Annotated in this window: 10 protein-coding genes and 1 pseudogene; 5 read left to right on the top strand and 6 right to left on the bottom strand. The window is 31.5% G+C overall.

Annotation, left to right across the window (positions count from 1 at the left end):
• Positions 1 to 290: 290 nt before the first annotated feature.
• Positions 291 to 1,454, bottom strand: a complete 1,164-nt coding sequence (locus ACYSNW_RS07895) for an NAD(P)-dependent malic enzyme (protein WP_461743942.1) — start codon at positions 1,452 to 1,454, stop codon at positions 291 to 293.
• A gap of 54 nt (positions 1,455 to 1,508) precedes the next feature.
• Entirely contained in the window at positions 1,509 to 2,777 is a 1,269-nt protein-coding gene (locus tag ACYSNW_RS07900) for a 2-hydroxycarboxylate transporter family protein (protein WP_461744110.1), read from the bottom strand.
• Between the two features lie 286 nt (positions 2,778 to 3,063).
• Here ACYSNW_RS07900 and ACYSNW_RS07905 point away from each other — a divergent pair, with 286 nt between their 5' ends.
• From ACYSNW_RS07905 to ACYSNW_RS07920, 4 genes are all read left to right on the top strand, one after another.
• Positions 3,064 to 4,602, top strand: a complete 1,539-nt coding sequence (locus ACYSNW_RS07905) for a Spo0B domain-containing protein (RefSeq protein WP_461743943.1) — start codon at positions 3,064 to 3,066, stop codon at positions 4,600 to 4,602.
• On the top strand, positions 4,599 to 5,279 hold the full coding sequence (locus tag ACYSNW_RS07910) for a response regulator (RefSeq protein ID WP_461743944.1): 681 nt from the start codon (positions 4,599 to 4,601) through the stop codon (positions 5,277 to 5,279). The genes ACYSNW_RS07905 and ACYSNW_RS07910 overlap by 4 nt, the downstream gene beginning before the upstream one ends.
• Positions 5,280 to 6,152: 873 nt before the next feature.
• Entirely contained in the window at positions 6,153 to 7,700 is a 1,548-nt protein-coding gene (locus ACYSNW_RS07915; RefSeq protein ID WP_461743945.1) for a glucosyltransferase domain-containing protein, read from the top strand.
• A gap of 319 nt (positions 7,701 to 8,019) precedes the next feature.
• Positions 8,020 to 9,576 carry a glucosyltransferase domain-containing protein gene (locus tag ACYSNW_RS07920; RefSeq protein ID WP_461743946.1) on the top strand — a complete coding sequence of 519 codons (1,557 nt, stop codon included), beginning with the start codon at positions 8,020 to 8,022 and terminating at the stop codon, positions 9,574 to 9,576.
• A 108-nt stretch (positions 9,577 to 9,684) separates the two neighbouring features.
• Here ACYSNW_RS07920 and nfsA read toward each other — a convergent pair whose 3' ends face one another.
• From nfsA to ACYSNW_RS07940, 4 genes and pseudogenes are all read right to left on the bottom strand, one after another.
• Complete coding sequence (gene nfsA, locus ACYSNW_RS07925; RefSeq protein WP_461743947.1) at positions 9,685 to 10,422, bottom strand: oxygen-insensitive NADPH nitroreductase; 738 nt, start codon at positions 10,420 to 10,422, stop codon at positions 9,685 to 9,687.
• Positions 10,423 to 11,240: 818 nt separating this feature from the next.
• A pseudogene (rhuM, locus tag ACYSNW_RS07930) lies at positions 11,241 to 11,761 on the bottom strand (RhuM family protein).
• Between the two features lie 23 nt (positions 11,762 to 11,784).
• Positions 11,785 to 11,889 (bottom strand): RhuM family protein, encoded by a 105-nt coding sequence (rhuM, locus tag ACYSNW_RS07935; RefSeq protein ID WP_461744111.1) that lies wholly within the window; start codon positions 11,887 to 11,889, stop codon positions 11,785 to 11,787.
• Positions 11,890 to 11,891: 2 nt separating this feature from the next.
• Positions 11,892 to 12,149: a hypothetical protein gene (locus ACYSNW_RS07940; protein ID WP_461743948.1), complete on the bottom strand. Its 258-nt coding sequence runs from the start codon at positions 12,147 to 12,149 to the stop codon at positions 11,892 to 11,894.
• Positions 12,150 to 13,435: 1,286 nt separating this feature from the next.
• Here ACYSNW_RS07940 and ACYSNW_RS07945 point away from each other — a divergent pair.
• The gene (locus ACYSNW_RS07945; RefSeq protein WP_461743949.1) at positions 13,436 to 14,077 is read left to right on the top strand and encodes an SLATT domain-containing protein; all 642 of its coding nucleotides are present in this window, start codon (positions 13,436 to 13,438) and stop codon (positions 14,075 to 14,077) included.
• Positions 14,078 to 14,270: the final 193 nt, after the last annotated feature.

Genomic DNA, 14,270 nt, shown 5'->3' on the forward strand with positions numbered 1-14,270 from the left:
CCATTAAAAGAGTCATTTATACATCACTCAAAATTGCTTCAACGAAAGAGCTATAAGAATCGAGCGAAAATGAGCTACAACTTCTTTACACAAGATGAACGAATAAGGATAGAAACTTTCTGGAAACTTGTTTGTAAAATCAACTTAATCATTTTTTTATCAAAAAAACAAGCCGAAAATCAACTATCATCTTTGGTGATTTTCAGCTTATTCTAGTGACAACATTTAGTTCATAGTATTTATCAAATGTATTTGTTAAATAAAGTTTTTATCTTTTTACCGACAATCTTTTAAACCTTTTCAACTACTGCATCACTTACGGCAGCAGCTACAACTTTTGCTACGCCTGGTTGAAATGCGTCAGGAATAATATTTGTTGTGCTTAATTCTTCATCAGAAATCAATTGTGCAATGCCTTTTGCCGCAGCAATTTGCATATCAACTGTAATTTTGCGTGCCCGTGCATCTAATGCCCCTCTAAAAATTCCTGGGAAAGCTAAAACATTGTTGATCTGATTTGGAAAATCACTTCGACCTGTGCCGACTATATAAGCGCCGCCTTCTAATGCTTCATCTGGCATGATTTCAGGAATTGGATTCGCCATAGCAAAAATCACAGGTTTTTCAGCCATCTCTTTGATCCATTCTTTTTTCAATGCGCCTGGAGCCGATACACCGACAAAAATATCCGCATCTTTTAACGCTGTTTTCAAGTCACCTGATAAATGATCGCGATTTGTTACTTTAGCAATATCTAAATGATGTGGTGGTAAATCATCATTTTCGTTTAAGATTCCTACTTTATCAACAACAATAACATTCTTCGCACCCGCTGCTAAAAACTTACGTGTGACAGACAAACCTGCTGAACCGCCGCCATTAACAACAATTTTTGCCTCTTCGATTTTTTTCCCGATTAATTTCAAACTATTAAAGGCGGCAGCCAAAACAACGATGGCTGTTCCATGTTGGTCATCATGGAATACAGGAATATCACATTCTTCGCTCAAACGTTGTTCAATTTCAAAACAGCGTGGCGCACTAATATCTTCTAAGTTCACGCCACCAAATGTTGGCGCAAGAGCTTTAACGATTTGAATAATTTCTTCGGTATCCTGTGTATCCAATACAAGGGGAATCGAATCGACATTGGCAAAACGTTTGAATAGGGCAGCTTTTCCTTCCATTACGGGCATGGCTGCTTCCGCACCGATATTACCTAATCCCAATACCGCTGAGCCATCACTGATAACCGCTACAGTATTTTTCTTGGTCGTTAAATCATAAGCCAAATTTTTATCTTCGGCAATTGCTGAAGAAACAGCAGCAACTCCAGGTGTATAGGCAATACTTAGATCTCTACGGTCATCGATGGTTACTTTAGACACCACTTCCAATTTTCCACCGTGTTCTTTCGCTTGTTTTAACGCTAACTCTTTCACATCTTCTGACATTTCTATTTCCTCCTCAAATTCTTATCCAATTACATCATTAATTTTTAGTTAACTCTAAAAGATCATTCTCAAAATGGCGGTCATTGCAATTACCGTGATTGCTCCACCCAGACGTGTCGCAACTTGAGCAAACGGCATTAAGTTCATACGATCCGCTGTGCTCAAAATCGCAACATCTCCTGTTCCGCCCATACCACTTTGACAAGCAGAAATAATTGCAGCTTCGATTGGGTACATATTCATAAATCGAGAAACAAAAAAACCAGTTGCGATGACAGTGAAGACAACACTAATTACGACTAAGAAGTAAGGAACACTCAGAATTCCCACGACATCTTTTAGCGGAATATATAACAAACCAAGTCCTGCCATCAATGGGAAGGTAAAATTGCCTGAAATAAATTTGTACAATTGTTTTGAACCACGTTCTGTATCTCTTGGTACAACATTTAAATATTTTAAGAAAGCAGCTAAAACAATCATCAGTACGGGACCAGGAAATCCAGTTAAGTGTTGCAGTAAACCACCCGCAATAAACAATGTACAAGCAGTCAAAACACCTGCTCCCATTTTTTTGATATCTAATTCTCCAGAGTCATCTTTCAAAGCATCCTTCATATCATCGGTTTGTTTCATTTTAACAAGTTGACCACCACCAGATAAGTTTGGACGTTTTTCTCCTAAACGAGATAATAATGCAGTACACATAATCGCAAAAAAGTTACCGATAATTGTTGCCGGAATCAACTGTGCGACTAATTGTTCACTACCAATTCCTGTGATTGCGCTATAGCCAAGGGACAAAGGTAAGATTCCTTCCCCAATGCCGCCAGCTAACACAGGTGTAACAATAAAGAATAAAGTATGTTGCCAATCAAGACCTAATAACACGCCTACTAAAGTACCTACACCCATCGCACAAATCATTCCAATCATCATTGGAATGATCATACGCATTAACCCTTGAACGAGAATTTTCCGGTTCATTCCTAAAATACTCCCGCAGACTAAACATGCAATATAAAAATAAAGAAAATTTGCTTGCTTCATCAAAATATCCGTTGAAGCTAAAATATTTGGATTGACTAAATTAAAGAAAACTAAAATTGAAGGAACTAATAATGATAAAATTGCTGGACCACCAAAATTTTTTAGAAACGGAATAGTTGCACCGATAGTTCCCAGTAGCCAACCTAACGTTAAAATCACCGCAAATCCACCTAGCATGTTGACTGGTAATTGCTGTAATAAGCCTGTTGTCACAATGACAGCGGACAACACCACATATACAGGTAGTGGAACTGATCCTACCATGATCTTCATCCATTTACTTGATTGTTTCCCTTCAGTAGCTACTGCAGAGGTTGGTTCCTTCTTGACTGCCATTTTTAAATCCATCTTTTTTTCCACGATATTTCCTCCCTAACTTAATTGCACTATTTCTTTTATCCGTAGCTTATGGTATCCGCTTACATGCTCATCATAAGCCAATATTTGTAGGAATTTAAGATTATTCAATTAATTTAAGTAACTAAACTTATTAAAGTGACCGTTTTCAATTAAGCCTCTAAAAATTTATGCTATACTCTATGAGACAAGGAGGTGCCCTATGAAAAATGGGCCACGTTTATGGAGTTTATTGACAGCTGTTTTTATCGGGGCGCTTATTATCGTGACATCGATTTTATATAGCTTGATTTTGTATCAAAATGCTCGCTTTATTCGTTCGCAAGAAGAAAAATTACTACTATCGATCGGAGAACAACTAGCAATCGATCCACAGGTTTTAGCGGCCTTGACCATTGATGAACCAAATGAACAATTAACTGCTTACACAATAGATATTGCGAAAATCCATCATTTAGATTTTGTAGTTATTATGGATATGGACACTCTTCGACTCACACATCCAGATCGTTCATTGATTGGCAAACACTTTGAGGGTGGGGATGAGTCTACTGCATTACAAGGTCAAAAACATATCTCAATCAGTAAAGGAACCTTGGGAGAATCGTTACGAGGATTTGTTCCGGTTTATTCACAAAGTGATCAGAGTCAACAAATTGGCGTCGTTGCTTTAGGGATCAAAGTACAATCATTAAGTACTATTATCAAACATTCTCGACAAGGATATACTGTCGCTCTACTGATGAGTGTTGCTGTTGGTTTTTTAGCTGCCTCTTGTCTTGCTTATTACCTAAAACGACAATTACGAAACCTTGAACCTAAAGAAATTGCTCGTCTTTTAGAAGAACGAAATGCTATGTTGAATGAAACGAAAGACGCTGTTATTGTTATCGATTTAGAAAAACGAATAAAATTATCTAATATCGCAGCAAACGAATTATACTGGCAACATAGTGGTGAAAAAACACCATTAGAGGGACTATTTTTAAATAATCTTATTTTGGATACTACTAGTATTGATTTAGATAAAACAATCGAACAACTGTATCGACAAAACGGGCAAGATTACCTTTTTTCTTGTGCTCCGATCGTCGTTAATAATAAGCGGATTGGGTGGATCATTTTTTTACGAAATGCGACAGAATCACTATTTGTTATCGATCAACTCGCTAATACGACCGCTTATGCCAGTGCATTACAATCTCAATCACATGAATTCATGAACAAATTGCATGTGATTTACGGACTTGCTGATTTAGAGGCTTATGATGAATTAAAAATCTATTTAGACGATATCCTAACGCCAGAAAAGGAATTTTCTCATCGATTATCCTTTTTAGTACAAAATCCGCAGATTGCTGGATTTTTAATTGGTGAACGACAAAAGTTTTTAGAACGAAAAACCAATTTGTTGATAGAAATTTCGCCAGAGATCCCTAATAATTATAATGCGGCTGAAGCAAAAGCATTGATCGATCTTTACCGCTATATTCACCATGTTTTACTACAAGTAACATTAACAGAGGAACTACGAATGGAAATCCATTATGAAAATGATCAACTGCAAACCATTTACTATATCGATCTTTCGGAAGAACAATGTGTACAGCTAAAAAATAATTTGGCTAACAATTACTTTCAACAAATGCTAGTCGACAACGATGCTGTATTTACTACGGAAACACATTACAACCTATTTGTACTCGTATTAAAAACGCACTATCATGAGGTGAAAAAATGAATATATTAATAGTAGAAGACGACCCAATGGTAGAATTTATTCATCGAAATTATTTGGAAAAAGGAGGCCAATTCAAAGAAATTTTTTCAGCAAATTCTGTTTCTAGTGCAGAGAAATTATTAAGAGAAAAAGAAATTGCCTTAATTTTATTAGATATCCACTTAAAAGATGGAAATGGCTTAGCATTATTAGAAGAAATTCGTAAAGAAAGACAGACAACTGAAGTTATTTTGATTACTGCAGCTAGTGAAGCGAAAACAGTAAAAGAAGGGCTGCATTTGGGCGTAGTCGATTACTTGATTAAGCCCTTTACCAATGAACGCTTTCAACAAAGTATCTCGTTATTTTTCAAGCGTAAGAATGCTTTGAATCAAGCAAATGTACAACAAGAGACGATCGATCAACTGATAAAAGGGCAAGATAATCAAGAACCTGCTGAGATAGATCCTGCGAAAGAATTAGTCAAAGGACTTTCAATTGAAACACTGGATCATGTCAAAGCAACAATTCAAGAAATGCACCAACCGTTCACAATCCAAGATCTCGCGGATAAAAGTGAACTTTCACATGTCTCTATCAGAAAATATATCGCGTACCTTGAAGAGAACCAGTATGTTCGCAATGAAGTGATTTATACAAAAGTAGGAAGACCTTATAAAGCGTACTATAAATGTTGAGTATTATGGTTATTTATGAAAGCAAAGACTTTTTTACTGAATTTTAAGATAAAATGACATAAATAAGTATTCTATCAGTATTCACTAGTATTGCGAATAGAAAAAATGACATTACTCTTCAAATGTTCAAACTGCTCTCCTTTTTTGTGAATTTGCTCTTGACATCTATTCAATTGTTCAAATATGATTAGAGAGTATCTGGAAATGATTAAGATATTTGGATTTTTCAGAAATTTAGTTGGAAATCAAAAAAGAAAATGTAGTGTAATAGTATCCCATACTGTTTGAATAATATTGTGAACCCCAATTGCTCGAAAAAAACTTCCTAGTCGATTCTTGGTAGTCGTTTTTTTGTCATGGATTATGATGCTTTTGACATATAGCGATATAGTAGTAAGCTCTACAAATTGTCTTTCATTTAGCTTTTTATGAAGAGAAAATAACCAAGCGATACTTGGGCTATGCCTTTTTTTGTGATTGATGATTCCTAATACACTAGTATTTTTTGTTTCGTTAAGTATTTATTTTCTAGATATTGATGAGTGAAAAGCATAAATGTGACGTTGCTAGAGAAAAAATTGAATCAAGTGGGTATAGGTTTAGGATTGTGCTTCTTTTCATAAAGGCTATCATACATTATTAAGGATAAATGTGTGCTGACGCAAATGTTGAAGAAGTAACTTGAACCTTAGTAGCTAGATTGAAAGTTTTTTAACCAGATCAAATCTATAATTTAATTCTACAGGAGCTTGAAAATTCAACAAAAAATTAAAGGGGATAACAAACTTTACTAAGATATGCCTAAGCTATTAGCTCTAATTCAATAGTTAAGTATTAATTTTGAAACTAAACTTTTTTAACGAGGTGTATTTATTGATTAAGGATTTCAAAAAATTTTGTTCAAACAATGTTGGTTTGATACTCTATACGTTCTTTTTAACGATTTTAATTTATGGTATCAAGATTGCGAATTATGGTTATGGAATGGACTCTAACTCTTTTATTACAGATCAACAAAAATATTTAGTGCATTGGATTTCTATTGGTCGATTTGGTGAAGTATTTATCAAAAAATACCTCTGGGGATTATTTACAAACATCTATCTGTTAAATATATTGGCTTTTCTATTTTTCGCTTTTAGTAGTATTTTGTTGTGTTATTTTTTTGATAAATTACTTATTAAAAAGACTAAAAAAATCTATATTATCCCTAGTATTTTCATCACCAGTCAAGTTTTTGCGTATCAATTTTATTTTGTGCTACAAAATTTTGAATTTGCAATTGGAATGATTCTTGTATTACTTGTTGCGATTTTACTTGAGAGTAGTAGTGAAAACAAACAAATTCGCGTCTTAAAATTTGTGCTTTCGATTGCTCTTTTAGTTTTTTCTATTAGTATTTATCAATCTCTTGCCCTTTACTTTGTAGGAATTGTAGTAGCGATTTTATCAATTAAAGTGTATAACAGTTACACCACTAATTCGTTTGTTCGCTTTTTTGATTTAGTGAAATCTGCTATTCCATACATTGCGACTGTTCTAACTAGTATGATTCTCTACACGTTATTGGACAAACTAGTTGGTAAAATGCTAAATGTTCCGAGATTAGGTCATGAACGTGCAATGATGTTATGGTTTAAAGTTCCGTTTAACGAAGCGTTCATTTCATTATTAAAAGCATTGAAGCAAATTGTTTTAATGCCAAGCTTTGGCAATCAAGCAAATGTTTATACTTTTGGGTTACTTTTTGGAATTGTTTTAATGATTATCATTTTGATAAAATTGGCTATTACTAAAAATAAAAATTTAATTGCGGTAACCATTTGTTTTTTCACGTTGCTATTATCTGGACTAGGCATGATTTTTGCCACAGCAACAACACCACTTCCTAGAAGTATGGTTCCGCAGTTTCCATTTATGGTAGCCTTTCTGCTTTTTTACGCTAGTCTATTTTTTAATAAGAAAGTTTTAAATTATACGATAGTGGTTATGGTTACGGTTTTCTCCTTTAATCAAGTAAAAACTAGTAGCAATTTAGTGGTTGCAGAACAGATGACTTTTGAAGAAGATCAACGAACAATTATGAGAATTGTATCTGCGATTGATGATTTGCATTTGGAGAACCCATCTTCGTATCATTTGGTAATAATTGGATCTGCGGGTTCGAAAAATCCTTTTAATCTCACTGCCCCAAATGAACTCGTTGGTTTATCCTTGTTCAAATTTGGACTTGGTGGAGATGGTAGTGCCTTCCATATAAACATCAATATACTACATATTATGAAATCCATGGGTATTTATTATAAAGCTCCTTCGCGTGAACAATATGATGAATACTGGAAAAATAAGACAACCTTGAGTGAAGATACTGAATTTGGTATAGAGGTGGTTGATGATTTTATTATTGTTAAAATAAGTTAGCAGTAATGAAATGTAGTTTCTTAGACTGGATTTATAAAGCAATTGAAAAATTGTAGTGATTCTTTAAAAAGAAAGATGAATATAAAGAATTAGTCAATTTTAGCAGTCATTGTTACGCTAATAAAAGAAGCATCTGAGCTATTAAGCTTTCATTTTGACTACTAAACAATTTAAAGGATTTAAAAACTCTTTGGAACACTATACTCTTGTAACCGCTAATTGAGAAAATAGTTAAAATCACGGACTTCTTCTTGCCAGCTACTATAGAGTGTATAGTTAAATAATTATTTAAAAATAAGTTTTTTATGAGGTGTATTTATTGACTAAGGAATTAAAAGATTTTAAAAAATTTTGTTCAACTAACATTGCTTTAATACTTTATACGTTCTTTTTAACAATTGCAATTTATGGAATTAAAATTGTAAATTATAGTTATGGAATGGATACGAATGCCTATATTTCAAATCAAAAAAACTATTTTTGGCATTGGCTTTCTATTGGTCGGTTTGGTGAAGTATTTATCAAAAAATACCTCTGGGGCTCATTTACCAATATCTATCTGTTAAACATATTAACTTTTATACTTTTTGCTTGTAGTAGTATTTTATTGTGCTATTTTTTTGATAAATTACTTATCAGAAAAACTAAAAAAATCTATATTATTCCTAGTATTTTTATCACTAGTCAAGTTTTTGTGTATCAATTTTATTTTGTGCTACAAAATTTTGAATTTGCAATTGGAATGATTCTTGTATTACTTGCTGCAATTTTACTCGAGAGTAGTAGTGAAAACAAACAAATTCGCGTCTTGAAATTTGTGCTTTCGATTGCTCTTTTAGTTTTTTCTATTAGTATTTATCAATCGTTTGCCCTTTACTTTGTAGGGATTGCAGTAGCGATTTTGTCAATTAAAGTGTATAACAACTACGCTACTAATTCGGTTGTTCGTTTTTTTGATCTAGTGAAGGTTGCTATTCCCTATGTTGCGACCGCTATAACTAGTTTGATTCTTTATATCTTAGTGGATAAATTAGTTGGTAAACTATTGAATGTTCCAAGACTAGGTCATGAAAGTGCAATGATGTTATGGTTTAAAGTCCCTTTTAAAGAAGCATTCATTTCATTATTAAAATCATTGAAACGAGTTATTTTAATGCCAAACTTTGGCAATCAAGCAAATGTTTATACTTTTGGGTTACTTTTTGGAATTGTTTTAATGATTATCATTTTGATAAGATTGGCTATTACTAAAAATAAAAATTTAATTGCGGTAACCATTTGTTTTTTCACGTTGCTATTTTCTGGATTAGGCATGATTTTTGCCACAGCAACAACACCACTTCCTAGAAGTATGGTTCCACAGTTTCCATTTATGGTAGCCTTTCTACTTTTTTACGCTAGTCTATTTTTTAATAAGAAAGTTCTAAACTATACGATAGTTATTATGGTTGCGGTTTTCTCCTTTAATCAAGTAAAAACTAGCAGCAATTTAGTGGTTTCAGAACAGATGACTTTTGAAGAAGATCAACGAACAATTATGAGGATTGTATCTGCGGTTGATGATTTACATCTGGAAAATCCTTCATCGTATCATTTGATTATATTAGGATCTTCTAGTTCAAAAAATGCTTTTAATCTTAGTGTACAAAATGAACTTGTTGGTTTATCAATGTTCAAATTTGGCCTTAGTGGAGATGGTAGTGCCTACCATATAACTAATGGTATATTAGAAATTATGCGAATTATGGGAATTAATTTTAAATCATCTACACGTGAACAATATGATGAATACTGGAAAAATAAGACAACGTTCACCGAGGATACTGAATTTGGTGTCGAAGTGATTGATGATTTTATTATTGTAAAAATAAGTTAATTTAAACAAAATTTGAGTGAAACCAAGTATTTATAAAATTAAATCTGTTAGTCTGAGAAGGTGGGGCAATAGTCAGAAAAAAATCTGATTATTGACCCACCTTCTCTTTTATTCGAAACGAAAACCTTGTTCTCTTAAAAAATCGGCAATTTCTGGACGTCTAATTTCTTCAAAAAATGTTTTATTTTTTTCGGACCAAGTGGTTTGTTGCTGATTCGATCCTCTGTCCGCATAATAGTCATTGGAAAGTGTATCATAGGAAGTTAAATCAGAGAATTCTTCTGTCGGATAATAATTTTCGCTCACTTGATTTTCTTCTGGTAATCTCGGTTTAACTTGATTTTTACTAGCAGGAATACCAATGGTTAAACCAAATAAAGGAATCGTATATTTCGGTAATTTCAACAATTGAGCGACCTTATGTATATCATTCCGAATCCCACCGATATAACAAATACCTAGATCCATTGATTCAGCGGCCACGACCATATTTTGTGCTGCAATGCTAGTATCAACAATACTGACGAGTAAAGACTCCATGTTACTTAAACCATCTAAGTTCTTATGATCATCATTTAGCAGTTTAGCTTGACGGTATAAATCTGCAACAAACACATAAAACGTTCCCGTTTTTTGTACATACGCCGCACTATTTGTAATCGTAGCTAGCTTCTCTCTTAATGCAACATCGGTAATTTCAATAATCGAAAAAGCCTGAACGAAATTAGAAGAAGAAGCACTTCGTGCAGCCGTTACTAAAGTTTCCTTTACTTCTGGGGATAGTGGGGTATCTTTGAAGTCTCTTACAGAAACATGTTCAGTCATTTTTTGTATGAACTCATTCATCTTTTTTTCCTCCTTGATAATCACTTTATTCTATACTAACTGTATTGATTTAAGCAATGCAAGAGCTTAAAACTAATTTAGTTTGAGTGAAGAGAATACAACCTTTCAATACGTAGATAAAATAGTGAGTTAGTAAATTCCGTACCTATGTTTTGTAGAATACTCGATGTGTAAAAGTTATGTGGTTTTGAGATCGTAAATAATAAACTAGAGTGTTTATCCTTTGATTGACATTTATGTCGTAATACTTATATAATAATAACAAGTAATATTACTTATAGTATAAAAAGCCAGTGCTTAAACACTGACTTTGATATTGAGTTTTGACTAAAGCTCGATATTTTTTTACAATTGCCACTATCTAAACTTTAGTCGGGAAGATAGTGGTCTTTTTTTATTTCAAGATGAATAGAATTAAGAGTTTAATCGCTTCTACAATATAGTAAGCAACAAGCGTTACTATAATTTTAGAAGTGATTTCTTTTAACCAATCCTTCAAGGATAGCCTTTCCTATTAAATAAAGCAGGACAAAAGCTATAAAGACATATCTTTATGGCATCAACCCCTTGTTCAGAGCTTTAGCCATGACTCAACTTATCTGTTATTATATCAGATTAAATGTAATGATAAAATATTTATTTGTTCGTTAAAATAGTTATAATCAAAAAAATCCTCCAATAGAATCCTTTAATAGCAGAAGGGGTCATTGGGGGATTTATTGATAAGTGATTTCTTAAATTTAAAGTACTTATTTTTTTTGAGTTTTTTTGCTCTTTGATTTAATGCCTCAAAATAATCTAGATCAACTGGGGCTATTTCATGATTTTCTTTTTTTTAATTTTGTATACTCGCTATCAACTTTAGAATTAGCGATATCTCGGTTGATTTTTTCTTTCCCTTTTAATATATCTGCACGCTGATAGATCAAATATCTTTCCAATTCGTTTTTCCAATCTTCCATCGTCATAGTAGTCTGAGTTTCTGTTTGATATTCTGCTGCATCTAAATAACCAGATACAATCAAGTTTAATCGTGTTAATTCTTTTTCATTCAAATAATTCTTGGATATTTTCAAGTCTGATTTACGAGGATATTTTCCCTTGCAATTTGTTAACTTTAAATTTCGTATAGTCTTGTGAAAATAAGCTCTGGTGCGGTTTGACCTGTCACTGCAAACAGCGTCTTATTTTGGACTGTCTGGAAAAATTTTTTTGCTATGTCGCTAGAACCATCATAATCAATACTAGTGGCAAAAATATCCAGAACTTGTTGATAAAATAAACGCTCATTTGAACGAATGTCACGAATTCTTTTTTGTAACTGCTTAAAATAGTTCAGATCACTTGTTAATTTGTCTGTGTCTAGAGCGCTCCTTCAATTAAATAATCTTTCAACACATTGGATGCAAAGCGACGAAACTGTGCTCCTCTAGCTGATCGAACACGGTAGCCGATTGCTAGAATCATGTCTAAATTATACACACGAATTGATCTCTGGATTTCGCGTTCTCCCTCTTTTGAACTGTTAAGTAATCCTTAACAGTTGATTCTTCAGCTAACTCTTTATCAGAAAAAATATTTTTTATGTGTAAGCTAATATTGTTTTTAGTTGTTTGAAAAAGTTCAGCGATTTCTAGTTGTGACAACCAAACTGTTCCATCCGTAAGATGAAGCTCAATCTTTGTTAATCCATCCTCAGTGTTATAAAAAATTACATCATTAGACATTTTTATACCTCAATTCATCAGAATTATAATGGACTCATTTATCTATCTTTTTAAGAAATTATATCATAATATGAAAAAGCTGATATTTTTAATTTGTATTAACATTTTATTTTTATTTAGGAGATAATTCACAAGTAAGCAAATAGTAAATAGGCAGTTGTTAGCATTTATTTAAAACAATTAAGTTGACTAATTATGTTACATCTGAGTTGACTATTACTAACTATTAGCTCAATTCTCACAAAATATGGAAGCAAATATCAAAATTCCAAAATTAAAAACCTTCCATAAATTAGCGACTATGTTTAATATGATTGAGCTTGAATTATTATATTTTCCAGAAATGAATGAAAATTTGTTTGATAATGAAATAGATTGAATAAAACTCTAATTTTAAAGAATGTTATTTTTATGAACTTGTTCGAGAGTTTATACCTCTAAAACCTGATAGAAATTATATTTTTGTAGTAAAATAATTGAAAGGAAGGGTATATATGACTTTTCCAAGTTTAGCTGCAACTAAACAATAAAAAATCAAACCTATTTAACACAACTTAGATAGGTTTAACATTTGATAATAATCTATAAATTAAGATACACACTAAAAAACGGAAAAGATTTTTTTCTCGTATTTTAATGATCAATTATTAGTTCATTTTATTCTAAATGAAATCTTTGATTATGCGTTAAAAATATTTTAGTTGTAGCATTTACTCATATCACTTTCTAATTAGTTGGAATGATAAAGTAAAACAAAATACTAACACTTATTATTTCAATCTCTGAAAAAAATTTCCGTAATATTTTAGTAATCGAGGATCTGTCAATTTTACTTTTTTCAAGTTATTCTCTTTCACGTTTACTTTTTACTTATTATAATTCAATTATTGGTGTATAATTAATATTAAGTGTGAAAATATAGTCTATAAATAAATTATGTGAAATATTTTGTGCTGTATAAAATTTTAAATAAAATAGAAAATATCATAGTTTTCCATTTAACGATAATACGAAAAACAATGTAACTTATTCAGCAACAATAACATATATTAATGTAAAAAACTGTCTAAAGAAATGCTTTAACTACTTGTATGAAGTTACTATTATTCATATTTTTAATAAAGAAACCCTATTAAAAATGAAATTGAATATAGAAATTTTAGGCCAAAATAAAATGCGAAGTTTTTAATTATTTTTATCACTTATAATATATTTAAAGATCCATTTACTATTATTTTAAATTATAGTTTAAATAAACGAAAGTATATTAATAAAGGAGAATTTTTATGGAAACAGAGAATAAGCAAAGTGTAAGTTTGAGAGAAGACTTAAAGGATTTTAATTATAATAATATATGGGTTACTAAAAAAATTAGAATGGATTCTGCGGAAAAAATGCGAAAAAATAATACTAGGATAAATTACTTTTTAATATATTATTCTGCTAGCTTAGCAGTAATGTCTTTTTTAACTATATATGATAATTCAGGATTTAATTTATCATTATTTTCTTCAATGATCACACTTATACTACCTAGTGCTAATATATTTCAATATAAAGCAGACTATTCTAAAAAAGAAGATGAATATACTAAATGTTATTTACAGTTGTCAAATTTAGAGAATAACATCAATACTTTTTTATTAGATAACAAGGATGAAGAACAAGTCTCTTCCGAGGATGTGGATAAATATAAAACAGAATATGAACAAATATTACAGGAATTTATAAATCATGATAGTGAAGATTATTATCTTTTTTGTTTAAAACAACAGAAGAAAAATAATAATAAAAAAAATTTTTATGTGTCTAATAATATTAAATATTATCTGCTTATCAAAAGAATATTTTTCTCACTCATATTACTTATAATTGCAATTTTACCTCTTGCATTAATTTTAAAAAAGATATATTCCTACTACTATTAGTTGTTTTAATAACTTAAACATCCAGATATACTTAATTGAATTAAGTATGGTAATATATATGATAGAAATAAGATGTATATAGTGTCTTGTGACAATAACTATTCAACTAGCTTAAAATTCATCCAAATAGAGGGATGTCTTATATCATATTTTTGATATAGTACTTTTTGTACAATAACAACATGTTTAAATA

The sequence above is a fragment of the Enterococcus sp. LJL99 genome, assembly GCF_054871725.1.